The sequence below is a fragment of the Janthinobacterium sp. SUN137 genome (assembly GCF_030587265.1).
GTDB lineage: Bacteria > Pseudomonadota > Gammaproteobacteria > Burkholderiales > Burkholderiaceae_D > Janthinobacterium > Janthinobacterium kumbetense.
Map to the genome: position 1 here is coordinate 645148 of NZ_JAPWHZ010000001.1, position 25757 is coordinate 670904.

The following is a 25757-nucleotide window of genomic DNA, read 5'->3' on the forward strand; positions in this document are numbered from 1 at the left end:
AGTCGCGCCTTCGCGCCCCGGCGCAGGAATCAACCCTGCGCGACCGCATGGAAAAGAGACCATGGCCACACTGGAATTCTGGTTCGACTTCGGCAGCAACTACAGCTACCTGAGCGCCATGCGCATCGATGCGCTGGCGCGTGAAAAGAAGGTAAAAGTGATCTGGAAACCCTTCCTGCTGGGCGTCGTCTTCAAGGCGCTGGGCTGGGAAACGTCGCCGTTCGTCTTGCAAAAAATCAAGGGCGACTACACGTGGCGCGACATGGCGCGCCAGTGCGAAAAGTATGCATTGCCATGGCAGCAACCGAGTTCCTTTCCCCGCGCGGCCCTGCTGCCCATGCGCGTGGCCCTGGTCGGCGCGGACCAGGGCTGGATCGCGCCGTTTGCGCGCCGCATGATGGCGATGAATTTCGCCGAAGACCGCGACATCGACAACTTCGAAGCCGTCAGCGAAGCCTTGGAAGGGCTGGGTCTCGATGCGCGCGCCATCGTGGCGCTGGCTTTGACACAGGACAACAAGCTGCGCCTGCGCCGCCAGACTGAGCAGGCGCAAGCGTTGAAGCTGTTCGGCGCCCCCAGCTTCCTCAGCGGCGGTGAACTGTTCTGGGGCAACGACCGGCTCGACGATGCGCTGGCGCATGCCGCCGCCCTCCCCTGACGATAATCAGCCGGCCAGCGCCGCGATTTCCTTCTGCATGTTTTCAATGGCCCGTTCGTTGTACTGGTCGGCAAAGTATGCATCGCCGAACAGCTGGCCCGCCTGCGCCTTGCCGCACAAATGCTGCAGGGCCAGGCCCCGCTGCTCGTTGAAGCGCACGGGGTCCACGTGCGCGTATTCGCGGCCGATGGCTTGCGTGTAGGCCTGGTACACCTCGTCATCCTGGCCCAGGATGGCCAGGTCGGCACTGAGCATGGCGTCTTTCAGCGGATGGCTGATGCCCGGTCCCTGGAAATGGTCGGTGACGCGTATCAATTGCGCCACATCAAGGTTGTCGCCCGCATCGAGGCCGCTGGCCAGCCACAGCTGGGCGCTCGCCTCTTCGCTGGAATACAGGGCATCGTCATCGTGGCTGTAGACGGCGTCGTGGAACCAGAACGCTTTCTTGACCAGCGCGCTGTCGCGCTTGGGCGCATAGGTATTGTCGGCCCACACGCGGATTTCGGACAGGCCGTGCACCAGGTGGTCGAGGTTGTGATAGTGGCGGTCCGCGCCGCCATACGCCTGCGGCCCCGTCAGGTGGGCGAACCAGTGATCCGCCAGCGCGATGTCGGCATCGGACGCGGTGGCGTAGTTCCACAACGCTTCCCACTCCTTGCGCAGGCAGTCGAGTATCCACGCCTGGTAGGCCGGGCCGGGGACGAATTTCTTCATGGTCCAGTTCCAGCCCACGGGGCCTTCCAGCGCCTTGACGAAGCTGGAGCTGACGGAGCCGAGGTCGCGCGGGGGCATGACGAAAATCGTCTTGGCGCCCTGCAACACGTCCACATTCGTTTGCTGGATCAGGTTTTCATAGTCGAAATCGGCCGTCGTGCGGATGCCGCGGATCAGGTAGTCGCAGCCATGCTTCTTCGCCGCGCGCGCCGTGTAGTCGCCCTTGACGATAACCACCTGCACATTGTCCCAGCCGCACTCGCGCGCGCTCTGTTCGATGATGCGCTTGCGGTCTTCGGCGGGAAATTGCGGCTTCTTGGCGGGGTTTTGCGACAGGAACACGATCACCTCGTCGGCGAGCGAACGCGCTTCGCCGATCACCCACATATGGCCGTTGGTGATGGGGTCGAGGGTTCCTGAAAATCCGATCTTCTGCATGCTGCGCTCCGTGGTCTGGTTCTGCTTGTTTCGCAGACAATATAGGGCCACGGCGCGCGCGTCAATGCAACATGCCAAAGATCATGATCAAAATGCTCTTTTCGCGGCTTGCGGGAATTCCACGCGTACGCACAGGCCGCCCAGGCGCTCGGATTTGTCCAGCACCAGGCGCGCGCCGTGGCGTTCAGCGATGGCCTTGATGATGGCCAGCCCCAGGCCGCTGCCGTTGGCGTCCGTGCCGGGCACGCGGTAGAAGCGGCTGAAGACGCGCTCGCGCTCTTCGGGCGGGATGCCGGGGCCGCTGTCTTCCACCGATAACGTCACGCCGACGGGACTGGCGCGCAGGTCGATGTCGACCGTGCCGCCCTGCGGCGTGTACTTGATGGCGTTGTCGACCAGGTTGCGCAGCATGATGTTGAGCGCATCGGCCTGCCCCGCCACCTTGGCCGGGTCCATGTGATGCAGGCCCAGGTCGATCTTGCGCGCCTGCGCGATGCCGGCCATGTCGCCCAGCGCGCGCTTGACGACATCGTTCAAGTCCACCGCCTGCAGCTGGTCGCCGCTGGCGGCGCTCGCTTCCTGGCGCGCCAGCACCAGCAGCTGCTCGACCAGGCGCGTGGCCCGTTCGATGCCGGCGCTCACGCGGGAAATCGCCAGGCTGCGTTTTTCCTCGGATTCGGCCCGCTCCAGGCTCAATACCTGCAGTTTCAGGGCCGCCAGCGGCGTGCGCAATTCATGCGCGGCGTCGGCAACGAAATGCTGCTGCGCGTCGAACGCCGTTTTTACGCGCCCGAACAGCAAATTCAGTTCATGCACGAGGGGGCGCACCTCGTCGGGCAAGCCCGCTTCCGAGACGGGAGACAGATCGTCCGCCTGGCGCGCCGCCACCTGCTTGCGCACGCGCGAGACGGGCGCCAGCGAACCGCTGACGACCCACCAGACGACCAGCATCAAAATAGGCGCCATCAGCGCAATCGGCCCCACCGTGCGCAGGGCCAGGCTGCCGGCCATGCGCTTCCTGACGGCCATGTCCTGGGCGATCTGCACGGTCTGGGAACTGGTTTGCACGGAAAAGATGCGGTACGTCGTGCCGTTGGCTTTCACGTTGGAAAAGCCCAGCACGGCGCGCTGCGGCAATTCCGCGCGCGTGATCGAGCGGAACACCTGCACGCCGTCCGGCGTCCACACCTGCACCACCATGTCGTTGTTGACGGGGTCGGCCGGCAACGCCTGCGCATGGTTGGCCAGCGGCGCGCCGGAGCGCAGCGACAGGGCCATCTGCTGCATGTGGTAATCGAAGATCTGGTCGGCGTCGTACAGGGCGCTGCGGTAGGCGATCGAAGCTTGCGCCAGGGCCGCCATGATGATGGCTGCCAGCAAAAACCACAGCAGGCGGCCGCGCAGCGAATGCGTCACCGTGACCTTCATCCTCATGCCTTGGGCACCATGTAGCCAAGGCCGCGCACGTTCTGGATCAGGTCGCTGCCCAGTTTCTTGCGCAAGCCATGGATATACACTTCCACGGCATTGCTGTTGACTTCATCCTTCCAGCTGTACAGCTTTTCTTCCAGCTGCGCGCGCGACAGCACGATGCCGGGGCGGGCGATCAAGGCTTCCAGCACGGCCCATTCGCGCGCCGACAGGTTGACCGGGTGGCCCTCGGCGATCACTTCGCGCGTCAGCGGATTGATGGAGACGCCCTGGTGTTCGAAGATCGGTTCCGGCCGCCCCGAGGCGCGCCGCAGCAGGGCGCGTATGCGCGCCAGCAATTCGTCGAGGTCATACGGCTTCAAGACGTAATCGTCGGCGCCCGCGTCGAGACCCGCGATGCGCTGCTCGATGGCGTCGCGCGCCGTGGCTACCAGCACAGGCGTGTCGAGCTTGCGCAAGCGCATCGAGCGCAGCACGTCGAGGCCATCCTTGCGGGGCAAGCCCAGGTCCAGCAGCACCAGGTCGTAGGTTTGCGTCTGCAGGGCCGTATCGGCCATGTCGCCATCCTTGACCCAATCCACCGCGTAATGCTCGGCGCGCAGCAAATCGAGCACCACCTCGCCGATCATCGTATCGTCTTCTACCAGCAATAAGCGCATGCCCTACTCCTTCATCTTGACTGTTTTATCGACCTTGCATCCTGCGCCAGATCAACCGAGGCGCACGGGAATGAAGATCTTATCGGGGCCGCGCTGTATCAGCAAGGCCACCGACTTCGCGGATTTTTCCACCACGTCGCGCACCTGCTCGACCGTGTTGACGGGACGGCCATTCACCGACAATAGCACGTCGCCCGGCTGCACTCCGGCATTCGCGGCGGCGCCGCCCGCATCTTCCACCAGCAGGCCGGCGCTGATGCCCGCCTCGCGTTTTTCATCCGATTGTAACGGACGCAGGGCCAGGCCCAGCTTTACCTTGCCGGCGGCGCTGTCGCTCTTCGCCACTTCGGCCACCTTGTCGGCCGCATTGCCCAGGGTTGCCGTCAGGCTGACGATCTTGCCGTCACGCCAGACATCCATGCTGATCTTGTCGCCTGGCAAAGACGTGCCCACCAGCGCCGGCAAGTCGGCCGAGCCGATGATGCGCTGGCCATTCACCTTGCGCACCACGTCGCCCGACTTCAGGCCAGCCTTGTCGGCCGGGCTGCCCCGCTCCACGTTGGCCACCAGCGCGCCTTCCGGCGTGGCCAGCTTGAACGAGTCGGCAAAGCCCTGGTTGACTTCCTGCACCGTCACGCCCAGCTTGGCGTGGCTGGCCTTGCCCGTTGCAACGATCTGGTCCTTGATGCGGCCGGCCAGGTCGATGGGGATGGCGAACGACAAGCCCTGGAAGCCGCCCGTCTGGCTGTAGATCTGCGAATTGATGCCGACCACTTCGCCGCGTGTGTTGAACAGGGGGCCGCCCGAGTTGCCGGGGTTCACCGCCACGTCCGTCTGGATGAACGGCACATTGCTGTCGTCCGGCAAGGAACGGCCCTTGGCGCTGACGACGCCAGCCGTCACCGTGCTGTCGAAGCCATAAGGAGAACCGATGGCCAGCACCCATTCGCCCACTTTCAGGTCGCTCGAGTGGCCGAGCGGCACGATGGGCAGGTTGTTGGCGTCGATCTTCAGCACGGCGATGTCCGTCTTCGGATCCGTGCCCAGCACCTTGGCGCGGAATTCGCGGCGGTCGTTCAGCTTGACGGTCACTTCGCGCGCATCGCGCACCACGTGGGCATTCGTCATGATGATGCCGTCGGGGCTGACGATGAAGCCGGAACCGAGGCCGTGCGTAGGCACGTCGCGGCCGCCGCGCTGCCCGCCTTGCGGGCCCTGGAAGCGGCGGAAGAATTCGAGGAAGGGGTCGTTACCGAAGTCGTCATTGCCGGCCTGGGCCGATGGATCGTACGCCACCTTGGTGCTGCCCGTGACGCTGATATTGACGACGGCCGGGCTGTTGCGCGCGGCGATCTGGCTAAAGTCGGGCAAGGCCACCAGCGGCGCGCTTGCTGCAGGCGCCACGGCGGCGGCCACGGGTGCGGCGGGAGTGCCTGCGGCGGCATTCGCGCCGGCATTGTTCTGATGCATCACCATGGCGCCACCGGCGCCCAGCACACCGATCGCGGCCAACGCGGCTACGGTGCGTTTGATTTTCAGCGATGCGGTATTCGTTTGCTGTTCCATGAATTGCTCCTCATTCAATGAGATTTTGATGTATGCAATAGTGGGCCACGAGTCTTAGGCGGTGCTTAACATTTTTCCATTTGGAAACAGGCATTTGCGCCTTTAAGCGGGGTTTAATCTTGCGTATCATGGGCAACCAATGGAAGCCCTGAATGCGGCCCGAACGGGCTCCGGACGTGACACTGGCCGGATTGACCGGCCAGTATTTTACTGCATGGGGAGGGAATATTCCCTCCCGCCAATGCCGGCGCGTGGCGCCGAAATCAGCTCAGCTCAGCTCAGGCTGCCTGGCGCTGTTCCAGCGCGCTGACGGTGGCGCCAGTGGTGGTGCCGATCTCGATCTTGCGCGGCTTCAGCGCTTCCGGCACTTCGCGCACCAGGTCGATGGTCAGCATGCCGTTTTCAAACGTGGCGCCCGTGACTTTCACGTGGTTGGCCAGCTGGAAACGCTGTTCGAAATCGCGGGCAGCGATGCCGCGGTGCAAGAACGTGCGCTCGACGCCATCTTTCTGCTTGCGGCCCGTGACGTGCAGGGAATCGCGTTCCGTGATGATGTCGATCTCTTCGCGCGAGAAGCCGGCCAATGCCATCACGATGCGGTACTTGTCTTCCGATACGAGTTCGATGTTATAGGGCGGGTAGCTGGGCTGCGCATCGGCGCGCTGTTCGTTGAGCAATTGTGCTAGGCGGTCGAAGCCGATGGCAGAACGGTACAGGGGAGCAAGGTCAAAAGTACGCATGATAAATATCCTTTTCATTAAAGCGATAAGAGGGGCGGACCTCACCATGAGCATCCGCCTGTTACCGATATACGGCCTGCCAACGCCCTTTCAAGGCCTTGAAATTGGCAAAAAACGCCCCAGACGGCAAAGAATTTGTAAGAAATTTTTACATGCCCCATCCAGCGATGGGTTGCATGACACCCCTCATGCAGGGTCGGCTTTTGGTGTATGCTGGCGGCATGAACAATGACACCGACATCCAGCTCAGCGGCCCCTTCAAGGCCACCGACGGCTCCGGCCGTGCCCACGACATCAAGGCCATCCGCATCTTCGACGAAGGCTACGGCATCATCGACGTCTACGTCGATTTCGCCGCCCCGCTCGAAACGGGCGCCTATAAGGACAAGACCCTGGTCGGCCACATCCTGGCCCGCCTGCGCGGCCTTGGCTACGTAGGCCCCGACTTCGGTCATGGCGACCTGGGCTTGCAAGACAAGAAACTGATCGTCCTGGAAGCGCCCGAGGAATTTTCCGCCTTTGCCGTGAGCAAGGGCTGGAAGGATCTTTCGGCGGAGTTTGACGAAGACTGATCCATTTCCGCCCCATCATGCGCCGCACCTGCCACTGCAGGGGCGGCGTTTTTCATTGTCTCCTTGCTTTCTCTACCCATGCTCCTGCTCTTTCTGCGCACCTGCGCCCTGCCTGTCCTGCTCTGCATCCTGACCGGATGCCAACAATCCGACCTGATCAAGGACTTTGAACAGATAGTGCCGCTGCAAGACCAGCAGCTGGCGCGGCATTACAGCGACCTGCTGCGCGAAAAACAGCTGGACTACGTACGCATGGCAACCGAGCCGGGCAACAACGGCGATCAAATCCGCCAGGCGCTGCCCGCCTTGAGCGCCGCCTTCCCCCAAAGCGAACCCCTGTCCGTCAAGGTGGTGGGCTACCAGCGCATCGAGCAGCGCGATATGCCTCAATTGCTGCGTGTCAGCTTCGAGTATGCCTATCCGGAAAAATGGATCGTCAGCACCATCACGCTGAGAAAATATGGCACTGACGCCACCATCATGGGCTTGAGCGTGGCGCCGCAGACCGCATCGCTGGAACAGCAGGCGACCTTCACGCTGCGCGGCAAATCGCTGCGCCACTACGTGGTGCTCGGCGCTGCCATCCTCTCTCCCTTGCTGATCCTGTCGACCCTGGTGTTATGCCTGCGCAGCAGGCTGACCGTCAGGAAATGGCCCTGGCTGCTGTTCATCAGCATCGGCTTCGGCCGGCTGTCGCTCAACTGGGCGACGGGACAATACCTGTTCCTGCCCATCGCCATCCAGCTGTTTGGCGTTGCCGCCGGCACCAGCGCCTACCAGCCCTGGACATTCGTCGCCTCCTTGCCGCTGGGCGCCATCCTGTTTCTGCTTGTCAGGAAAAAACTGGCCGCGCCTGCGGGCAGCTGAAACTATGGCGCAGGAGGCGTTGGCTGCAGGTAACGCGCGCTCCAGGCAGCGATGACGTTGGCGACATAGGCCGCGTCGTCGCGCCCCGTCAACAGGTGGTCGGCATCGTCGAGCGAAACGAAGCTTTTCGGGTGCTTGGCCGCCGTAAAGATCTCCATCGCGTTCGACAGGCTGACCGTCGTGTCGTTCGGTGCATGCATCACCAGCAGGGCGCGGCGCAGGCCGGTGATGTGGGACTTGAGGCTGTGGCGGCCCGCGTCGTCGACGAATTGCTGGCGGATGCGGAAGGGCCGCCCTTCCAGCTGCACCAGCGCTTCGCCTTCGGCGGCGATTTGCTCCAGGTGCTCGCTGAACATGCGCGTCACGTACGCGGGCGTGCTGGGCGCGGCCAGGGTGGCGATGGCGGTGGCTTCCGGCACTTGCGACGCGGCGGCCAGCACGGCCGCGCCGCCCAGGCTATGGCCGATCAGCAATTGCGGCGCGGCATGTTTTGCCCGTAGGAAATCAGCGGCGGCGACCAGATCGTCCACGTTCGACGAAAAATTGGTGGCGGCGAACTCGCCTTCGCTGGCGCCCAGCCCCGTGAAGTCGAAGCGCAGCACGGCGATGCCGTGTTCCGTGAGACCTTGCGCGATGCGCCGCGCGGCCAGCACATCCTTGCCGCAGGTAAAACAGTGGGCGAACAGCGCATAGGCGCGGATGGCGCCGTCGGGCGCATCGAGCCGCGCCGCCAGCACATGGCCGTGCGCGCCGGGAAAATCTTGCCGGGTGGATTTCATTGTCTCAGATCAAAGCTGCCGCGCAGGGCGGCCGATGGCGCATTGTAGCGCCGCCCGGCCGTCGCCGCTGGCGGCTGGCAAGCCTCAATCACGCTTGGGAATATCCACGCCCCTGGCAACGGCTGGCCTGGCCAGGAAGGCGTCCAGCGCGCGCTGCACGTTCGGGAAGTTGGCAAAGCCGACGAGGTCGCCCGCGCCATAGAATCCCACCAGGCAGCGCACCCACGGGAAGATGGCGATGTCGGCAATCGTATACTGGCTCCCCATGATCCAGTCGCGGCCCTGCAGGCGCTGCTCGAGCACGCCCAGCAGGCGCTTCGCTTCGCCGATATAGCGTTCCAGCGGCCGCTTGTCCTCGTAATCCTTGCCGGCGAATTTGTGGAAGAAGCCCACCTGGCCAAACATGGGGCCGATACCGCCCATCTGGAACATCAGCCATTGGATCGTTTCATAGCGCAAGCCCGCGTCCTGCGGGATGAACTTGCCCGTTTTCTCGGCCAGGTACAGCAGGATGGCGCCCGACTCGAACAGGGCCAGCGGCTTGCCATCGGGACCGTCCGGGTCGAGGATGGCGGGAATCTTGTTGTTCGGATTGAGGGACAGGAAGGCGGGCGACAGCTGGTCGTTTTGCTCGAAGCTGACCAGGTGCGGCTCGTACGCCAGGCCCAGCTCTTCCAGCAGGATGGAGACCTTGATGCCGTTCGGCGTCGGCAGCGAGTATAGCTGCAAGCGCTCGGGATGCCGGGCAGGCCATTTTTGGGTGATGGGGAAGTCGGAGAGTTGGGACATGGAAATCCTTTTGAGGTGTATGACGTGGCACAAGCAGGCAAGTATAGCCAAGCATGACAGTTTCAGCAGGACAACGCATTCAGCCAAACAAGCCATGCAAAAACCAGCGCGGCGCGGCATCTTCTCCGCTGCCGGCGATGCGTTCGCGGTAGACCCAGTAATGGGCGTGATCGAGTCCTTCGGCAATGAAATAATCGCGCGCCTGCGACTGCCCCCACCAGCCCGCCTCAATGCGTTCGGCGACGGACACCATTTTCAACGGCGAGCCATAAAACGGCCGGTGTTCGCGCATCAGGAGGGCGATGGGCTGGGCCAGCAGCCAGCCGGGACGGGGCATGCTGGACAAGCCGGGCGGCAAGTCCGGCTGCGCGTTTTGTGCGCCTGGCTTGGCCGGCAGCGGCAGCCACTGGTTGGCCGCCTCGGGGCGATAATCGGCGCGCGGCGCCGCCTGCAAGACATTCTCGGCGCCCAGGCGCGCCACCAGCAATTCCAGCAAGCGCTGGCGCTCCTGCGGCGTGCCGCCCGGCTCGGGAAACAGGGTGTCGCTGGGCGGCGCCATCGGCTGCACCTGCAGCGCTTCCAGGGTGAGGCCGATCACGGGCGCGTCCAGCACCAGCTGCGCCAGGCGTTCCTTGAGCAAGCGCAATAAATGCTCGTCGCGCCAGACGGCCTCGCCCAGGGCCAGGTCGATGACGGTGGGCGGGCGCGCCACCCTGCCCCGCTCGTGCGCCAGCAGCAATTGGATGCGTTCGACGGCGAATTGCCGCGCGCACAACCAGCCCGTCATTTGCTGCAGCAGGCGGCGCGCGCCGAACAGCAGCGCTTCCGCGTGCTCCACGCGGTCGAACAGTTCCAGGCTGGCGCAAAACGTGGGCGGCGCTTCGAGCCACAGGTACAGTTCCGTGCCGTGGCCATGCGCATCGTCGAGCATGTCGAGCAAGGCCCCGCCGCAGCGGCGCTGCAAGCCGGGCCGCGGCAAGTGGCGCAACTGTCCCAGGGTGCGGCAGCCGATGCCGTCCAGCCATTCCAGCCAGGGGCGCGCGGGCGGCAGCAAGGCGCATGGCAAGCCGTCGAGACGGCGCACCAGGCTCGCCATGCCCAGCACGCGGCTCCGGCGCGTCCCGGCGCGCGCCAGCAGCCAGGCGCCGCGCGCCGTGGGGGCGCACGACAGCTGAGCCGTGTAGCCCAGCGCGCGCAAGCTGGCCGCAATCTGCCGGCACAGGGCGCGCACGCCCCCGAACAGGCGCAGGCTGGCGCCCGCATCGACGAGCAGGGTCGCTTCCTCGCCCTGCGCCACCAGCGGCGAATATTGCAGCAGCGCCAGCGCCACCGCTTGCAGCGCCTGCGCCTCCAGTGCCAAAGAGCGCTCGTGCAGGCGCGCCTGCGGCGCCAGCATCAGCGCGCCCGCGCGGCGCATGCCCGGCCGGATGCCCGCCGCCCGCGCCAGCGGCGACACGGCCATCACTTGCTCCTGCTCCAGCACCACGCCGAGAAGGTCAGCCGACCAGCGCGGGCAAAACACTTCGAGCGGGAGCCGGGGCAGGTACAGGCCGATCCAGAGTCGCATGGCGTAGCAGTAATGAAGGAGGTTGCAGGGGCAGGAACAGGGGCGCGTCGCGCTGCGGTCCCCGGCGCTTGATGAAGCCGATCTCGATGCCGCCGGCGGCCGGGCGCACGGACAGGCGCAGCGGCGCCGGCGACGCATCCTGCGCGCCATGCAAGGGGCGCAGCATGCAGAACAGGGTGTTGCCGGACTGCGCGGCCAGGTGCAGGCGGCGCAGGCTGTCGGCGCGCACGTGCGGCTGCCAGAACAGCAAGGCGCCGCACGTGCCGCTGCGCAAGATGTTTTCCGCCGCCCACAGGGCATCCTTGCTGCCGGCGCTCTTCAGCCACAGCAGTTGCGACGGCGCCAGCCCCTGCGCGGCCAGGGCCAGCGCCTGCGGCGGGTGGGGCGGTTGCAGCAGCACGATGGGCAAGCCGGGCAGCTGCGCCAGCGCGGGCGCCAGCAGCCGCACTTCGCCGCTGCCCGGCTGCTGCACCAGCAGATCGATGAGACTGCCGCAGGGCCAGCCGCCGCCGGGCAGCTGCGCGGACAGGGCGGCAAAGCCCGTGTCCAGGCAGCGCGTGGCGCCCTGCCCCAGCTGCGATGCGCGCCACAGGGACGGGTGCAAGGCTTCCGGCGAGGCCATCAATTGGGAATGTTGCATAATTGAATATGAAGATGAATACTGTATGCATATACAGTACTATCCAGTCCCCCTTTTGGCAAGGCATATCTGCGCATCCCCATCCGGGGGCCGTCCCGCGACGTCCGAAAAACACCGTTTTTCACATCGATTGCTGTACCATAAGCACTCTCCTTACCGCTCGGCAATGCACCGGGCGGCTTCCTCCGTCCATAAGGAAACGCATTTGACCACCATCCAACTCATCAGCGCCATCGTCTTCGGCCTCGCGCTCATCCATACCTTCGCCGCCAAGTCGTTTGAAACATTATCGCGGCGCCATCCCCGCCATGCGGGCTTGCTGCATTTGCTGGGCGAAGTGGAAGTCGTGTTCGGCTTCTGGGCTTTCATTTTGATCATCATCATGGCCTTTGTCTCGGGCGGCGATGCGGCCATCGAGTATGCCGAGTCGCGCCATTACACGGAGCCGCTGTTCGTCTTTGTCGTCATGGTGGTGGCCGCCTCGCGCCCCGTGCTCGACGCCGTGCAGCGCCTGTTGAAGGGCGTGGCGCGCGTGATGCCGCTGCGCACGGAACTGGCCCTCGTCTGGCTGGGCCTGGCGCTCGTGCCCCTGACGGGCTCCCTGATCACGGAACCGGCCGCCATGACCCTGGCCGCGCTGATGCTGGCGCCGCAAATCTTCCGCCCGGGCATCCCTGAATGGCTGAAATACGGCGCGCTGGGCGTGCTCTTCGTCAACGTTTCCATCGGCGGCACCCTCACCTCGTACGCGGCGCCGCCCGTGCTGATGGTGGCCACCACGTGGAACTGGGACAGCGCCTACATGGCCACCCACTTCGGCTGGAAGGCCGCCATCGCCGTGCTGGTCAACGCCACGGGCGTGAGCATCTTGCTGCGCAAATATCTGCACAGCAACACCTCCGACATCAAGCCGAAGGCTGGCGAAGTGGAAGCGCCGAAAGTGCCGCTGGCCGTCAGCCTGGTGCACATGATCGTGCTGGCCGGCGTCGTCACCCTGGCGCACCATCCCGTGCTGTTCATCGGCCTGTTCCTGTTCTTCCTCGGCTTCGTGCAGGCGTATGAGCGCTATCAAAGCCCGCTGATCCTCAAGGAAGGCTTGCTGGTCGGCTTCTTCCTGGGCGGCCTGGTGGTGCTGGGCGGCATGCAGCAATGGTGGCTGCAGCCCATCGTTTCCAGCCTGAAACCGCTGGCCCTGTTCTTCGGCGCCCTGGGCTTGACGGCGATTACAGACAATGCAGCCCTCACCTACCTCGGTTCGCTGATCGTCGGCATGACGGACGAAGCGAAATACATGTTGATGGCCGGCGCCGTGGCCGGTGGCGGCCTGACCGTCATCGCCAATGCGCCGAACCCGGCCGGCGTGGCCCTGCTGCGCCGCGGCTTCAAGGATGAATCGATCGGCGCCGTCGGCCTGCTGGCGGGTGCCCTGCTGCCGACGGCCGTGGCGGGCCTGGCCTTCCTGGCCCTGTAAGACACTACACGGGGCGGCTGCCGGCCGCCCCTGTTCTCCCTCGTTCTCCCTCCTCAGTTACCTTCCTCAGTTTCCTTCATACACGAGGAAATGCAGCCGGTCATAGAACAGGCTGTAGGCATAGTCGAACGTGCCCACGCTGCGAAAACCCTTGTGCAGATACACTTGCAGCGCTTCGCTCTTTTCCCACACCGTCAGGGTGATGCGCGCGCAGCCCTTGCGGCTGGACAGGTCGCGGATCTCATGGAACATCTGCCTGAATAAACCCTGGCCCCGGTATTTTTCGTCGATGGCCAAGCTGCTGACGAAACAGTCGTCGGCGCGCGCATGCGCGAGCACGAAGGCGTCATACGCATCGTCGAGCGCCTTCATGTCATCGCGGTAATACGAGACGGCGCCGCAAGCCTGGAACTCGTCCATCGTCGCGGCCGTAAAGAAGCCGATGAAGCGCCCGTCCTCGTCATGCAGGCCGTGGATGTGCGCCAGGTACGGGTCGATGTTCTGCCGCCGCTGCAATTCGACGAACTGCAGATTGAGTTTATTGCCGAACGAACAGTATTCCAGGTAGCTGGTGGCAAACAGCAATTTGGCCATGCGGTTCTTTGCCTCGTCGCCCAGCAGTTCTCCCGGCACCAGCGTGAGCGGCGCATGCGACAGCAAGCCCGCCTGAGCCTGAACTTCGTCGCCGGACGGGGCGGTATCGCCAGCGGTTGGCATGCGGCTGCCGTGGCGGCCCACGGTGGGGCGCCAGAAGTTGCCTGCAGCAATATGCTGCGAACGATGGGCCAGCAGGTAGCGGCAAAAGACGTCATTCACGCGATCGAGCTGCGGATCGTCCGACAGCACCGAGTAATAGTGGAAATGCTCGATATCTGCCCGCAATTGGGCAGCATACGCCATGCGCGGCACTTCCTCGATATCGAACACGTCGACGATATTGGGCAAGATCAAAGGATCGTCGAGTTGCCAGCCGATTTCGTCGAGCCGCGCCACGCAGCGCGCATACGCGCGCCGCTCCTCGTCGCTCAAGGGGATGTGCATGTCGGTAATGATATCGTCCAGCAGGCGCATGCCGCGGATGCCGCCCGCCACCGCTTCCCGCGCGCCGTCATACAGCACGCAATAGCGCTGGTAAAACTCGGCATGGCTGAGCAGGGTCACGCCCAGGTTTTTCTTCCATTCGGCATAGAACTGGCCGAACAGCCGCGCCTCGAATTGCGGGCAGGAACGGGGAATCTGCTGGTCGATGTCCGCATACGCGCGGTTCACATTGCGCTGGATCACACGCAGCGCCGCATCGTTCTTCTTGGCGATCAACATACCCGTTTCATCGAGAAACAGATTCATCCAGCTGACATGCCGGCGCTCTTCGCTGTCATCATCCTTGCGCTGGAAATAATCGGGCACTTCCGGCTTCATCAGGAAAATCGTCGCCGGATTGTGCGGGATCGTATCGACATCCATATACAGGCCGCCGTATTCGCACATGATGAGGATGCGGAAATAATCGGACAAGGTGGCGAAATAGCGCTGCGTATGCAGGGTATCGAGGATATCGAAGCGGGCCGGCGCGAAGTCCAGCGCCAGCGCGCGCAGCGAATTGATATGCAGGGTCGTGCCGCCGATGTCGTAGCGGCCTATCGTGTAGCGCCCGGCGCCGCCCGTGGGGCTGAAGCGCTCGTCATCGCGCAGCTGCTGCGCATCCCACACCCACAGGATGGAGACATACGGCGCGCCGCCGTTGCAGCGCACGTCGTCGAGCGCCGCGCCCCACTGCTGGATCGCCTCGCAGGCGATGGCCGGCAAGGGTCCGCCCATCCAGATGCGGTGCAGGTAGCGCTCGTCCTCGCCGAGCGCGCGCGTGGGGATGCAGCTGAGCGAGGAACAGCTTGCCGCATTGAAATGATTGAAGTTCAGGGCAACGAAGCTGCGCAGGGCGGCGATGCCCGCCTGGTGCTCCGCTGCCAATTGCTCCAGGTCGCTGCCGGCCGGCCTGACATCGGCCAGGGTGATGTAATCGAGTTTCAGCCGGTTGATGCGGAACTCGTATTCCAGGTTGAAAATCTTTGCTTGATCGTGTTTCGAGGCCAGGTCATCTATTTTCATGGGCGCACCATTTTCCGCAGGAGAGTGTCAATAAACGTCGCAGGAGATAAAACAAGGTCGACAACATGCGCATCGTTGCGCCATCAGTGCCGGGCGAGCAGCACCTCGCTTTCCCGGCGCCCCGCCATGCCCCGTGTAAACAGCAGCAGGCAGGCCGTGATGACCACGATGACGGGGATATTCAGCAGCGCATACGTTTCCAGCGCATAGCCGAAGCGCTGGCACAGCACGTTGTACAGCTGCAGCCAGGCGGACAGATAAATGCAGTACAGCAAGCTCATGGCGGCTGTCGTCAAGGTCATCGATTCCTTGCTGGCCGTGATCGCGCTGCGGATCAGGGCGCCGTTGAACAGGCCGAAGCCGATGGAATAGACAAACATGCAGGCCGCAAACACGTCGACATGATGGCGGCCCGCACCGGCGCCCAGCATGCCGGCGGCCGCGATCAGCCCGCCCAGGCGCAGCAGGGACACGAGGGGGAAATCCTGGCGCAGGCGCTGGATGGCGATGCTGCTGAGCACAAAGCCGGACAAGATCACGCATTGCAGCGCGATATACGTGGCGTAGGAGGCGCCCATTTCCTGCAGCACGAAGAGGGGCGAAAAGCCGATCCAGGCCGTCAGGGGCACGGTGGCCAGCCCGGCCGTGAACATGCCGAACATGAAGCGCCGGTTGCTGAAAATGGCGCCATAGCTGCGCGCGATGGCGCCCAGGTCCAGCCGAGCGACCGGCGCCGGCGTGCGCGGCATGGTCTTGCACAGGCCCAGCAAGGACAGCAGCGCCAGCAGGCCGGAGAGGAAAAACACGTAGCGCCAGTCCAGCCGGCTGATGATGGCGCTGCCGAGGATGGGGCCGGCCAGGGGCGCGAGGATGGTGGTGCTCGACAGAATGCTGCTCAGCTTGACGGCCGCCATGTCGTCGAACAGTTCATGGATCATGGCATAGCCGACGAAGATGAAGCAGCAGCCCATGCCCTGGATGAAACGCGCGACGAGAAATTGCTCGATCGAAGCGGTCAATGGCACGGCCAACGTGGCCAGCAGGAACAAGGTATTGCCGGTCAACACGAGCTTGCGCTTGCCGATGGTGTCGGCCAGGGGCCCCAGGAATATCTGCAGGGAACTGCCGCCCAGCAGATACAGGCTCAGGGACAAGGGGACGAATTTCGCCTCCGCCTGGAACTCGCCGACGATGCCCAGCATCGCCGGCATGATCATATCGTTCGACAGATAGATATTCAGTTCAAAGACGAGGAAAAACGCAAAAAACCACAGCAACTGCTTGGACTTGATGGACATGGCGCGTTCCGTAACGTGGGTGGCTGCCGTCAGTGCGTACCGGCTGTCGGGGCATGGGACGGCGGACACGACTTCACTGAAAACGTGTACCAATTGTATACCAGTTAGTATTTTTAGCGCCTGTTTTTGTGATTTTTAAATACCGCAGCAATACCACTTGAGAAAAATCCCTGCTACTGCGGCATTGGAAATCGGCACTGGAAAGGGCGCGGCCAGCGTGCCGGCGCGCGGCAGCGGCCCTGCAAGGAAGGGAAGAACGATGCGTACCAGTGCCTGCGCACCGTTGCGGCGCGCGGCACGGCGGCTTATCGGCGGCGGTGGCTGGCGAAGAAATCGAGCAGCATCTTGCTGGCGTCGGGCTTGGCCTTGTCGTTGAACGGCAGGCTGGCGTCGCCGCCGCTCCAGGCGTGCTCGAGGTGCTCGACCTGCGCCACGCGCAGCAGCACCTGCTTGTCCACCTGATAATCGTGCAGCCCATACGCATGGGCCGGATTGCGTCCGCCCGCCGCGCCGCCAGGCAGGCGCTGCGCCGTCACCACGGTATCGACCGGCAAGCGGTTGACGCGCACGCTCTGGCGCACCAGTTGCGTCTGGTTGATGGGCCGCACCACCTTGTCGGCCAGCCCTTGCAGCAGGATGGTGGGCAGGCGGGGAAACGCGGGCTGGCGCGCCAGCACTTCATCGATGGCCGCGTCGGCGCGGGCGGCCGCACCATGCTGCATCACGCCCAGCGCGCCGATCAGGTTATGCCCGGCGCCAAACACGGGCCCGGAATGCAGGCCCAGCGCGGCAAACAGCTGCGGATGGTTCAGGGCCACGATATGCGCCATGCCGGCGCCGGCGGAAATGCCGCAGATATAGATGCGCGCGCGGTCGATCGCATAGCGGGCTGCCACCTGCTCGATGGCGCCGACGATCAGGCGCACGTCGCCGCCGCCGTCCTGCGTCAGCTTGTCGTACCACTTCCAGCAGCGGCGCGCATGCGAGCGCAGCGATTGCTGCGGATACAGCACGGCATAGCCCTTGCGCTCGGCCAGGCGGTTCATGCGCGTGCCTTCGGCAAACTGCGTGGCGCTCTGCTCGCAGCCGTGCAGCATCACCAGCAGCGGCCGGCCCCGGCTGCGCATGGCGGCGCTCGGCGCCTTCTCGGGCAGGTACAGGAAATATGGCAGGCGCCGGCCCGGCAACTGCCCCAGTTCCGGCAACGGCGCATAGTGGGCGGCCAGCCACTTGCCCGGCGGGGGCGCCGTTCGCTTGCGCACGCGCGGGGGCGACAGGGGCGTGCCGAAGGGCGCCAGGGCGGGCAGCGCGTCGCTGGCGGGCCTGGCGCGCGGCTTGTGGCTCGCCTGCGTGGTCTTGGCCACGACCTTGCTGCGGGCTTTGGCCTTGGGCTTGGCCGGCACGGGCCCGAACAGCACCTTGGCCAGCTTGCTGGCCGTGCGCTGCTGCGCCTTACCGGCGCGCAATAGCCCGCGCAGCCATTTGGTGGCGGGCTTTACCATGGCAAGCGGCGCGCATGGCGTGGTGGAGCGTACCGCAAGTTCATCCCACTGCATCGTTGCATCGTCAGCATGTGCGGCCTCCTCCGTAGAATGCATAGAGTACCGCAATTGTCTGGCAACACCGTACGTTTGCACACGGATAAAAGTGCCGCTGGCACGATTGAGGCAGATCAAGCGCGACCTCGTGCGCATGCTTAATCTGGATGTTCGATCCGCACTTCACCAGAGGAGAGAACACCATGAGCTATCTGGACCGCGACATCCTGGGCATGTACCGCAACCACGACGGCCCGGGGCCGGCACTGATGGGGGCAGATACCCTGCTCGGCGACGATGTCTACAATCACAACGACGAGGAACTGGGCGACATCAAGGAAATCATGCTCGACATGCGCACGGGCCAGATCGCCTATGCCGTGCTGTCCTTCGGCGGCATCCTGGGCATGGGCGACAAGCTGTTTGCCGTACCCTGGGAACGCCTGACCCTGGACACCGTCAACAAACGCTTCCTGCTCAACGTGGACAAAGACTTGCTGAAAGACGCACCCGGCTTCGACAAGAACAACTGGCCCGACATGGGCAGCGAAGCGTGGAACCAGCAGATGGAAGCCTTCTATGGCAGCAGCACGCGCTACGGCAGCGGCGCCATGGCAGGCAGCCGCATGCCATCGGGCAGCGACCTGCGCGGCAGCGCCAGCCTGCAATCGGGCAGCGAAGGCAGCATGTCCGGCACCTCCATGAGCGGCAGCCGCGCCGGCACGGGCAGCAGCCAGGGTGGCTCGCGCTCATCGCTCGGCGATGATGAGCAGGATCAACGCCAGCCGGACTAGCGGTAAAACCGCGTCATGCAGCCTACGCGTGGGCCGGGGGCAAAAAACCTAGCGCTGCATGGACTCCCATACCTTCTGCAGGCGCTTGGCGGAAACAGGCATCGGCGTGCGCAATTCCTGCGCGAACAGCGAAACGCGCAGCTCTTCCAGCATCCAGCGGAAGTCGACCAGTTTCGGGTCCGTGTTCTTGCCGGCCTGGCGGTCCTTGGCCTGGCGCAAATACGGCGCGGCCGCCGATTGCCACTCGGCCATCAACTTGGTGTCGCGCGCGGGATCGGCGCGCAGCTTTTCCAGGCGCACGTTGATCGCTTTTAAGTAACGGGGGAAATGCGCCAGCTGCGTGTACTCGTTTTCCGTCAGGAAACGCTTATGCACGAGTCCCTGCAGCTGCGACTGGATATCGGTGGCCGCCGCCGCAGGAATATTCTGCAGGCGCTTAGGCAAGCCGTGGAATTCCGTCAACACTTGCGACAGCAAACGGGCGATTTCATTGACCAGCAAGACCAGGCGCGACTTGCCTTCCGCCTGGCGCTTGGCGAACGAGGCGGCGTCCAGCGGCAGCGGATCTTGCAGGCAAGCAATATCGAGCGCCTTGTTGATGATTTGCTCGCGCAATTCTTCCTGCGAACCGAGGGCCATGAATTGCATGCCCATCTGCTGCAAACCGGGGATGCTTTTCTCGACGTACTTGATTTGCTCCTTCATTTGCAGCGCGAACAGGCGGCGCAACCCCACCTTGTGCGTGCGGGCGGCCACCGTCGGATCGTCGAACACTTCCAGGTCGCAATGCGTGCCCTTGTCGACCAGCGCGGGGAAGCCGATCAGGGTCAGCTTGCCTTGCACGATTTCGAGCAACTCCGGCAATTCGCCAAAGGTCCAGCCCGTCAAGCCCATGTGCTGCGAAACGGTGGCATTGCCTGACACCGGCGCCGCAGCGGCGGCTGCGCCCTTGGCCGGCGCACCGCCCTTGCCTGCCGCCGCGCTGGCACCCTGCGCTTGCGCCTGCAGCCGCGACGCCACTTGCGCGCCCGCCACCTTGGCACCGGGCGTACCCGTGCCGGACACGCCCGACACTTCGGCCAGTTTCTGGAAACTCTGGCGCGCCTGGCCGCCGAATTCCGCCTGCAAAGTGGCCAGGTTGCGGCCCATGTCCAGCTGGCGGCCATGCTCGTCGATCACCTTGAAATTCATGAAGTGATGGGCAGGCAAGGTTTCCGGCTTGAAATCCGTCGTCAGCACATTGATCGTGATCTGCGTGCGGATGTCGAGGATGATGGCGTCGATCAGGTCGCCGCGGCCAAACACGCCCGCTGCATGCACGCGCTCGCAGAACTTCGCCGCGTAATCGGGCAGCGGCACGCAGTGGCGGCGCAGCTTTTGCGGCAGCGATTTGAGCAGCAGATGCACTTTTTCCTTCAGCATGCCCGGCACCAGCCATTCGCAGCGTTCGCGCGGCAACTGGTTCAAGGCATACAGGGGTACCGACAACGTCACGCCATCGCGCACGCTGCCCGGCTCGAAATGGTACGTGAGGCCCATTTCCAGGCCCGTCACGGACATGGTTTTCGGGAACAGGTCGGTGGTCACGCCGGCCGCCTCGTGGCGCATCAGCTCTTCGCGGTTCAGGTACAGCAGCTTCGGGTTGTCGCGTATGGCCTCTTTATGCCATTTCTCGAAACCGGCGCCATTGCACACGTCCGCCGGCAGCAATTTGTCGTAGAAGGCGGAGATCAGTTCATCGTCGACCAGCACGTCCAGGCGGCGCGATTTGTGCTCGAGGTTTTCGATGTCCTTGATCAGTTTATGGTTATGCGCAAAGAACGGCGCGCGCGTATCGAAGTCGCCGCCCACGAGGGCGTCGCGGATGAAGATTTCGCGCGCTTCCGGCAAGTTGAAATTGCCGTAATTGATGCGGCGCTGGCTGTACACCACCAGGCCATAAAGAGTAGCCCGTTCGGACGCCGTCACCTGCGCCGAGCGTTTTTCCCAGCGCGGCTCGCCCCACGATTTCTTCAGCAGGTGCTCGCCCACCTTTTCCAGCCATTCGGGCTGGATCTGCGCCACGCAGCGCGCGTACAAACGCGTCGTGTCGACCAGCTCGGCCGCCATGATCCACTTGCCCGGTTTTTTCAGCAGCGAGGAACCGGGCCAGATATGGAACTTGATGCCGCGCGCGCCCAGGTAGCCCGCGCCCGGCTCGTCCTCTCCCTTGAAGCCGATATTGCCCAGCAAGCCAGTCAGCAAGGCCATGTGCAGATTATCATAGGTAGCGGGTGCTTCGTTCAGGCGCCAGCCCTGTTCCTTGACGATGGTCAACAACTGCGAGTGCACGTCGCGCCATTCGCGCAAGCGCATCTGCGACAGGAAATTCGTGCGGCAATTGTCTTGCAGCTGGCGGTTGGTTTTCTTGTGCTCGATGGCGGATTCGAACCAGCGCCAGATTTTCAGATAGCTGAGGAATTCCGATTTTTCGTCGGCAAATTTCTTGTGCGCCTCGTCGGCCGCCTGCTGGTGCTCCATCGGGCGGTCGCGCGGGTCTTGCACGGACAGGGCCGAGGCGACGATCAGCACTTCCGTCAGGCAGGCGTTGTCGAGCGCGGCCAGGATCATGCGGCCCACGCGCGGGTCCAGCGGCAGCTTGGCCAGCTTGTTGCCCAGCGGCGTGAGTTTATTGACTTCATCGACGGCGCCCAGCTCCTGCAACAGCTGATAGCCGTCGGCCACCGCGCGCGCCAGCGGCGGCTCGATGAAGGGGAACGTTTCCACGTCCGTCAGGTGCAATGACTTCATGCGCAGGATGACGGCGGCCAAGGAGGAGCGCAGGATTTCCGGCTCCGTGAATTTCGGGCGCAGCAAATAATCCTGCTCTTCGTACAGACGGATGCAGACGCCGTCGGCCACGCGGCCGCAACGCCCGGCGCGCTGGTTGGCGGCCGACTGGGCGATCGGCTCGACCTGCAGCTGCTCCACCTTGTTGCGGTAGCTGTAGCGTTTCACGCGGGCCAGACCCGCATCGACCACGTAGCGGATGCCGGGCACCGTCAGCGAGGTTTCCGCCACGTTGGTGGCCAGCACGATGCGGCGCGCATTGCTGGTTTTAAACACGCGCTCCTGCTCTTCGGCCGACAGGCGGGCGAACAGGGGCAAAATCTCCACATGCGGCGGGTGGTGCTTGCGCAGCGCTTCGGCGCAGTCGCGGATTTCGCGCTCGCCCGGCAAGAACACCAGCACGTCGCCCGAACCGATGCGACACAGCTCTTCCACGCCATCGACGACGGCATCCATCAAATCGCGCTTTTCGCGCGCGGCGGCCGTGCGCTGGCCCGGCTTGTCCGCATTCGCGCCGGCACCCGGCATGGCCACCTGCTCCCGCTCCACGGGGCGGTAGCGCACTTCCACCTGGTACAAACGGCCCGACACTTCGATCACGGGCGCCGGCTTTTCCGGCGTGCCGAAATGGCGCGCAAAGCGTTCCGCGTCGATGGTGGCCGAGGTGATGATGATTTTCAGGTCGGGCCGGCGCGGCAGCAGCTGCTTCAGATACCCGAGCAGGAAGTCGATGTTCAGGCTGCGTTCGTGCGCTTCATCGATGATGATGGTGTCGTAATTTTTCAACAACGGGTCGGTCTGTGTCTCGGCCAGCAAGATACCGTCCGTCATCAGCTTGACGGATGCGCCCTTCGTCAAGGTGTCTGCAAAGCGCACCTTGAAACCCACGGTTTCGCCCAGCGGCGTGCCCAGTTCCTGCGCGATGCGCTTGGCAGTCGACGAGGCGGCGATGCGGCGCGGCTGCGTGTGGCCGATCAAGCCCTTCTGTCCGCGTCCCAGTTCCAGGCAAATCTTCGGCAATTGGGTCGTCTTGCCGGAACCCGTCTCGCCCGAGACGATGATCACCTGGTTTTCCGTCAAGGCCTTGGCGATTTCTGCGCGCCGGCCCGAGACGGGCAAGTCTTCCGGATACGTGATCGGCGGCAGCGGGTTGCGGAAAGCCTTTTCCGCTTCGCGCGCGGCGCGGGCCGCATCGCGGGCTTCGCGGCTTTCCTGCCCCTCGCGCGGCGGGCGCGCGGCCTGGGGCTTGCCCTCTCCCGATCGCTGCTGCTGTTGCTGTTTCTGCTGTTCCGCGCGCGGCGCTTGCTGCCTTTGCTGGCTCACGGGCGGGCGTGGGCGGCCCTGCGCAGGCGCGGAAACATCCCCGCTGGCGGGCACATTTGCAACGGTGGAAGGAGGGGAAGACTTATTGCTGGCTGAAGACATTGTTTTTTACAGGTATTTTAAGCGCGCACATCGCGCAGCGAATTATAATGCGCTTAATGGAAAACCCTACCCAATTCGTCCAATGGCTGCGCTCAGTCGCGCCCTACATCCACGCCTTTCGCGGCAAGACCTTCGTGGTCGCCTTCCCCGGTGAACTCGTCAGCGCCGGGGCGCTGCAGGTGCTGGCCCATGATTTGTCCCTGCTGCATGCGCTGGACATCAATGTCACCGTCGTCTACGGCTCGCGGCCGCAGGTGGCGGAACAACTGGCTTTGCGTAACGTCGAAGGCCGCTTCCACAACGGCGTGCGCATCACGGATATTGCCGCTCTGGAATGTGCGAAGGAAGCCGCCGGCGAGCTGCGCCTCGATATCGAGGCCGCGTTCAGCCAGGGCTTGCCGAACACGCCCATGTCGCATGCAGCCATCCGTATCATTTCCGGCAACTTCATCACGGCGCGCCCGCTGGGCGTGATCGATGGCGTGGACCTGGAACTGACGGGCATCACGCGCAAGGTCGACGCCGAAACCATCCATTCCATCCTCGGTTCGGACGGCCTGGTGCTGCTGTCGCCGCTGGGTTTTTCGCCGACGGGCGAAGCGTTCAACCTGACCATGGAAGATGTGGCGTGCAGCGCCGCCATCGCCCTGCACGCGGACAAGCTGATTTTCATCACGGAAACACCGATGATGGAAGACGCGACGGGCGTGGAAATCCGCGAACTGTCGTCGCACCAGGCCGAAGCCGTGCTGATGGCCGGCTTCTTGCCAGACGCCACGGCGTTTTATTTGAAACATTGCGTCAAAGCATGCCACAACGGCGTCGAGCGCTCGCACATCGTGCCGTTCTCGATGGATGGTTCCGCCCTGCTGGAATTGTTTACCCATGATGGCGTGGGCACCATGATCAGCCATGAAAACCTGGAAAGCTTGCGCCAGGCCACCATCGAAGACGTGGGCGGCATCATCAAACTGATCGAACCGCTGGAAGCGGACGGCACTTTGGTGAAGCGGGGCCGCGAGCTGATCGAGCGCGAAATCGATTATTTCTCCGTCATCGAGCATGACGGCGTGATCTTCGGCTGCGCCGCCCTGTATCCGTTCCCCGCGCAAAAGATGGCAGAAATGGCATGTTTGACGGTCAACCCGGAAGTGCAAGCCCAGGGCGACGGCGAGCGCATCCTGAAACACATGGAAAACCGCGCGCGCGCCGCTGGCCTGAACAAGCTGTTCGTGCTGACCACGCGCACCTCGCACTGGTTCAAGAAACGCGGCTTCGTGCCGGCTACCGTCGACGATTTGCCGAAGGACCGCCAGCATATGTATAACTGGCAACGTAAATCCCAAGTGCTGATCAAGACACTGTAAAACTGAAAAAGCCCGGCATGCCGGGCTTTTTCTTTACTGAAACACCTTTACTGAAACACCATTACTTGATGTTCAGCGGGGCAAACGACTTGACCAGGTCGTCGAGCGCCTTCAATTGCGCCAGGAACGGTTCCAGCTGGTCCAGCGGCAAGGCGCTGGGGCCGTCGCAGCGGGCGTTGTCGGGATCGGGGTGGGCTTCCAGGAACAGGCCGGCGATGCCGACAGCCAGGCCGGCGCGGGCCAGGTCCGCCACTTGCTGGCGGCGGCCGCCCGAAGCGGCGCCGCCGGGGTCGCGCTGCTGCAGCGCATGCGTGACGTCGAAGATGATCGGCAAGTCATCGCACGTCTTTTTCATGACGCCAAAGCCCAGCATGTCGACCACCAGGTTGTCGTAGCCGAGGCAGGTACCGCGGTCGCACAGGATCAATTGATCGTTGCCCGCTTCCTTGAATTTTTCGACGATATTGGCCATCTGGCCAGGGCTGAGGAATTGCGGCTTCTTGATGTTGATGACTTTACCGGTTTTCGCCAGGGCCACGACAAGGTCCGTCTGGCGCGCCAGGAAGGCGGGCAATTGCAGCACATCCACCACTTCGGCCACCTGCTGCGCCTGCCATGGTTCATGCACGTCGGTAATGACGGGCACGCCGAACGCCGCCTTCACGTCCTGGAAGATGCGCATGCCTTCTTCCAGGCCCGGGCCGCGGTAGGAATGGATCGATGAACGGTTGGCCTTGTCGAAACTGGCCTTGAACACATATGGAATGCCCAGTTTTTGCGTGACGCGCACGTATTCTTCGCAAGCGCGCATGGCGAGATCGCGCGATTCGAGCACGTTGATGCCGCCAAACAGCGCAAAGCTGCCTGTATTGCTGACATCGATGCCATGGACTTTCACTGAGGTCATAGGGATTCCATATTGGTTAATTATTACTACTTGGTTGGAAGAGGCGCCGCCAGCGGCTGGCGCGATAAGGCATCTTACTAGCTAGGGCGGCGCAGATCAAATTTGATCCAACGCAAGGGCGCGGCAAACGGCTTGTCGCCAGGCCGCGACGGCCCCGCGAGGGCAGGCGCAAAGTGCCTTATAATCACGCTTTATCTCTACACTGATTCAGGAGCACAGATGGCCCGCACGATCCACTGCATCAAACTCAACAAGGAAGCCGAAGGACTGGATTTCCCGCCGTACCCGGGCGAACTGGGCAAGAAGATTTACGAATCCGTGTCGAAGGAAGCGTGGGCTGCCTGGCTCAAGCACCAGACCATGCTGGTCAATGAAAACCGCCTGAACCTGGCCGACGCGCGCGCCCGCAAATACCTGGCCACGCAGATGGAAAAGCATTTCTTCGGCGATGGCGCCGATGCGGCCATGGGTTACGTTCCACCTACGGAATAAGCTGTATCGCTTGCCCGTGACCACGTCACGGGCAGTTTCACCTTCGTTTCACGCCGTTCCCCGCCGTTTCACGGCACCACCTCCCCGTTTCGTCGCAAGCCGCTCGCCGC

At 63.6% G+C, this 25757-nt stretch carries 21 protein-coding genes; 7 read left to right on the top strand and 14 right to left on the bottom strand.

Annotation, left to right across the window (positions count from 1 at the left end; all coding sequences use genetic code 11):
• Nucleotides 1–61: 61 nt before the first annotated feature.
• Complete coding sequence (locus O3298_RS02940; protein ID WP_305058485.1) at nt 62–658, top strand: 2-hydroxychromene-2-carboxylate isomerase; 597 nt, start codon at nt 62–64, stop codon at nt 656–658.
• A gap of 6 nt (nt 659–664) precedes the next feature.
• Here the strand turns inward: O3298_RS02940 and coaD are convergent, their stop codons facing one another.
• The 5 genes from coaD to O3298_RS02965 all read right to left on the bottom strand — a co-directional run bounded on the left by coaD (nt 665) and on the right by O3298_RS02965 (nt 6206).
• Nucleotides 665–1810 (bottom strand): pantetheine-phosphate adenylyltransferase, encoded by a 1146-nt coding sequence (gene coaD, locus O3298_RS02945; RefSeq protein ID WP_305058486.1) that lies wholly within the window; start codon nt 1808–1810, stop codon nt 665–667.
• Nucleotides 1811–1897: 87 nt separating this feature from the next.
• Entirely contained in the window at nt 1898–3238 is a 1341-nt protein-coding gene (locus tag O3298_RS02950) for an ATP-binding protein (protein ID WP_289911481.1), read from the bottom strand.
• 2 nt (nt 3239–3240) lie between these two features.
• Nucleotides 3241–3900 carry a response regulator transcription factor gene (locus tag O3298_RS02955; protein ID WP_034783312.1) on the bottom strand — a complete coding sequence of 220 codons (660 nt, stop codon included), beginning with the start codon at nt 3898–3900 and terminating at the stop codon, nt 3241–3243.
• A gap of 51 nt (nt 3901–3951) precedes the next feature.
• Nucleotides 3952–5466 carry a Do family serine endopeptidase gene (locus O3298_RS02960; RefSeq protein WP_305056060.1) on the bottom strand — a complete coding sequence of 505 codons (1515 nt, stop codon included), beginning with the start codon at nt 5464–5466 and terminating at the stop codon, nt 3952–3954.
• A 278-nt stretch (nt 5467–5744) separates the two neighbouring features.
• Nucleotides 5745–6206: an Hsp20 family protein gene (locus tag O3298_RS02965; protein WP_099666924.1), complete on the bottom strand. Its 462-nt coding sequence runs from the start codon at nt 6204–6206 to the stop codon at nt 5745–5747.
• Between the two features lie 221 nt (nt 6207–6427).
• Here O3298_RS02965 and O3298_RS02970 point away from each other — a divergent pair, with 221 nt between their 5' ends.
• Together O3298_RS02970 and O3298_RS02975 are read left to right on the top strand one after the other, a co-directional pair.
• On the top strand, nt 6428–6778 hold the full coding sequence (locus O3298_RS02970) for a hypothetical protein (protein WP_305058487.1): 351 nt from the start codon (nt 6428–6430) through the stop codon (nt 6776–6778).
• Between the two features lie 78 nt (nt 6779–6856).
• On the top strand, nt 6857–7645 hold the full coding sequence (locus O3298_RS02975; protein ID WP_305058488.1) for a hypothetical protein: 789 nt from the start codon (nt 6857–6859) through the stop codon (nt 7643–7645).
• 2 nt (nt 7646–7647) lie between these two features.
• Here the strand turns inward: O3298_RS02975 and O3298_RS02980 are convergent, their stop codons facing one another.
• From O3298_RS02980 to imuA, 4 genes are all read right to left on the bottom strand, one after another.
• Nucleotides 7648–8424 carry a S9 family peptidase gene (locus tag O3298_RS02980; protein ID WP_305058489.1) on the bottom strand — a complete coding sequence of 259 codons (777 nt, stop codon included), beginning with the start codon at nt 8422–8424 and terminating at the stop codon, nt 7648–7650.
• Nucleotides 8425–8508: 84 nt separating this feature from the next.
• A complete protein-coding gene (locus O3298_RS02985) occupies nt 8509–9213 on the bottom strand; it encodes a glutathione S-transferase N-terminal domain-containing protein (RefSeq protein WP_251350362.1) in 705 nt (234 codons plus the stop codon).
• 79 nt (nt 9214–9292) lie between these two features.
• Nucleotides 9293–10780 (bottom strand): DNA polymerase Y family protein, encoded by a 1488-nt coding sequence (locus tag O3298_RS02990; RefSeq protein WP_305058490.1) that lies wholly within the window; start codon nt 10778–10780, stop codon nt 9293–9295.
• Nucleotides 10710–11420 (bottom strand): translesion DNA synthesis-associated protein ImuA, encoded by a 711-nt coding sequence (gene imuA / locus O3298_RS02995; RefSeq protein ID WP_305052876.1) that lies wholly within the window; start codon nt 11418–11420, stop codon nt 10710–10712. The genes O3298_RS02990 and imuA overlap by 71 nt, the downstream gene beginning before the upstream one ends.
• 205 nt (nt 11421–11625) lie before the next feature.
• On the opposite strand from imuA, the gene O3298_RS03000 reads away from it, so the two are divergent.
• The gene (locus tag O3298_RS03000; protein WP_099666919.1) at nt 11626–12891 is read left to right on the top strand and encodes a putative Na+/H+ antiporter; all 1266 of its coding nucleotides are present in this window, start codon (nt 11626–11628) and stop codon (nt 12889–12891) included.
• Nucleotides 12892–12957: 66 nt separating this feature from the next.
• On the opposite strand, the gene O3298_RS03005 is transcribed toward O3298_RS03000, so the two are convergent.
• The 3 genes from O3298_RS03005 to O3298_RS03015 all read right to left on the bottom strand — a co-directional run bounded on the left by O3298_RS03005 (nt 12958) and on the right by O3298_RS03015 (nt 17797).
• Nucleotides 12958–14997 (bottom strand): GNAT family N-acetyltransferase, encoded by a 2040-nt coding sequence (locus O3298_RS03005; RefSeq protein ID WP_305058491.1) that lies wholly within the window; start codon nt 14995–14997, stop codon nt 12958–12960.
• 83 nt (nt 14998–15080) lie between these two features.
• Complete coding sequence (locus tag O3298_RS03010) at nt 15081–16295, bottom strand: MFS transporter (protein WP_305058492.1); 1215 nt, start codon at nt 16293–16295, stop codon at nt 15081–15083.
• A 305-nt stretch (nt 16296–16600) separates the two neighbouring features.
• The gene (locus O3298_RS03015) at nt 16601–17797 is read right to left on the bottom strand and encodes a PHB depolymerase family esterase (RefSeq protein ID WP_305058493.1); all 1197 of its coding nucleotides are present in this window, start codon (nt 17795–17797) and stop codon (nt 16601–16603) included.
• Nucleotides 17798–18036: 239 nt separating this feature from the next.
• Here O3298_RS03015 and O3298_RS03020 point away from each other — a divergent pair, with 239 nt between their 5' ends.
• On the top strand, nt 18037–18627 hold the full coding sequence (locus tag O3298_RS03020; RefSeq protein ID WP_305058494.1) for a PRC-barrel domain-containing protein: 591 nt from the start codon (nt 18037–18039) through the stop codon (nt 18625–18627).
• Between the two features lie 48 nt (nt 18628–18675).
• On the opposite strand, the gene hrpA is transcribed toward O3298_RS03020, so the two are convergent.
• Complete coding sequence (gene hrpA / locus O3298_RS03025) at nt 18676–22881, bottom strand: ATP-dependent RNA helicase HrpA (RefSeq protein ID WP_305058495.1); 4206 nt, start codon at nt 22879–22881, stop codon at nt 18676–18678.
• Nucleotides 22882–22937: 56 nt separating this feature from the next.
• Between hrpA and argA the strand changes: the two genes are divergently transcribed.
• A complete protein-coding gene (argA, locus tag O3298_RS03030; RefSeq protein WP_046685875.1) occupies nt 22938–24248 on the top strand; it encodes an amino-acid N-acetyltransferase in 1311 nt (436 codons plus the stop codon).
• A 61-nt stretch (nt 24249–24309) separates the two neighbouring features.
• Here argA and kdsA read toward each other — a convergent pair whose 3' ends face one another.
• A complete protein-coding gene (gene kdsA, locus O3298_RS03035) occupies nt 24310–25155 on the bottom strand; it encodes a 3-deoxy-8-phosphooctulonate synthase (protein ID WP_034750794.1) in 846 nt (281 codons plus the stop codon).
• Between the two features lie 219 nt (nt 25156–25374).
• On the opposite strand from kdsA, the gene O3298_RS03040 reads away from it, so the two are divergent.
• Entirely contained in the window at nt 25375–25647 is a 273-nt protein-coding gene (locus O3298_RS03040; RefSeq protein ID WP_034750797.1) for an oxidative damage protection protein, read from the top strand.
• Nucleotides 25648–25757: the final 110 nt, after the last annotated feature.

Excerpts from the sequence above, each read along its gene's own strand:
- O3298_RS02965 (WP_099666924.1), bottom strand. The coding sequence starts at position 6,206 with ATGCGTACTTTTGACCTTGCTCCCCTGTACCGTTCTGCCATCGGCTTC.
- O3298_RS02985 (WP_251350362.1), bottom strand. The coding sequence starts at position 9,213 with ATGTCCCAACTCTCCGACTTCCCCATCACCCAAAAATGGCCTGCCCGG.
- hrpA (WP_305058495.1), bottom strand. The coding sequence starts at position 22,881 with ATGTCTTCAGCCAGCAATAAGTCTTCCCCTCCTTCCACCGTTGCAAAT.
- argA (WP_046685875.1), top strand. The coding sequence starts at position 22,938 with ATGGAAAACCCTACCCAATTCGTCCAATGGCTGCGCTCAGTCGCGCCC.
- O3298_RS03005 (WP_305058491.1), bottom strand. The coding sequence starts at position 14,997 with ATGAAAATAGATGACCTGGCCTCGAAACACGATCAAGCAAAGATTTTC.
- imuA (WP_305052876.1), bottom strand. The coding sequence starts at position 11,420 with ATGCAACATTCCCAATTGATGGCCTCGCCGGAAGCCTTGCACCCGTCC.
- O3298_RS02950 (WP_289911481.1), bottom strand. The coding sequence starts at position 3,238 with ATGAAGGTCACGGTGACGCATTCGCTGCGCGGCCGCCTGCTGTGGTTT.
- O3298_RS02955 (WP_034783312.1), bottom strand. The coding sequence starts at position 3,900 with ATGCGCTTATTGCTGGTAGAAGACGATACGATGATCGGCGAGGTGGTG.
- O3298_RS02975 (WP_305058488.1), top strand. The coding sequence starts at position 6,857 with ATGCTCCTGCTCTTTCTGCGCACCTGCGCCCTGCCTGTCCTGCTCTGC.
- coaD (WP_305058486.1), bottom strand. The coding sequence starts at position 1,810 with ATGCAGAAGATCGGATTTTCAGGAACCCTCGACCCCATCACCAACGGC.
- O3298_RS02960 (WP_305056060.1), bottom strand. The coding sequence starts at position 5,466 with ATGGAACAGCAAACGAATACCGCATCGCTGAAAATCAAACGCACCGTA.
- O3298_RS02970 (WP_305058487.1), top strand. The coding sequence starts at position 6,428 with ATGAACAATGACACCGACATCCAGCTCAGCGGCCCCTTCAAGGCCACC.
- O3298_RS02990 (WP_305058490.1), bottom strand. The coding sequence starts at position 10,780 with ATGCGACTCTGGATCGGCCTGTACCTGCCCCGGCTCCCGCTCGAAGTG.
- O3298_RS03010 (WP_305058492.1), bottom strand. The coding sequence starts at position 16,295 with ATGTCCATCAAGTCCAAGCAGTTGCTGTGGTTTTTTGCGTTTTTCCTC.
- O3298_RS03040 (WP_034750797.1), top strand. The coding sequence starts at position 25,375 with ATGGCCCGCACGATCCACTGCATCAAACTCAACAAGGAAGCCGAAGGA.
- O3298_RS02980 (WP_305058489.1), bottom strand. The coding sequence starts at position 8,424 with ATGAAATCCACCCGGCAAGATTTTCCCGGCGCGCACGGCCATGTGCTG.
- O3298_RS02940 (WP_305058485.1), top strand. The coding sequence starts at position 62 with ATGGCCACACTGGAATTCTGGTTCGACTTCGGCAGCAACTACAGCTAC.
- kdsA (WP_034750794.1), bottom strand. The coding sequence starts at position 25,155 with ATGACCTCAGTGAAAGTCCATGGCATCGATGTCAGCAATACAGGCAGC.
- O3298_RS03015 (WP_305058493.1), bottom strand. The coding sequence starts at position 17,797 with ATGGTAAAGCCCGCCACCAAATGGCTGCGCGGGCTATTGCGCGCCGGT.
- O3298_RS03020 (WP_305058494.1), top strand. The coding sequence starts at position 18,037 with ATGAGCTATCTGGACCGCGACATCCTGGGCATGTACCGCAACCACGAC.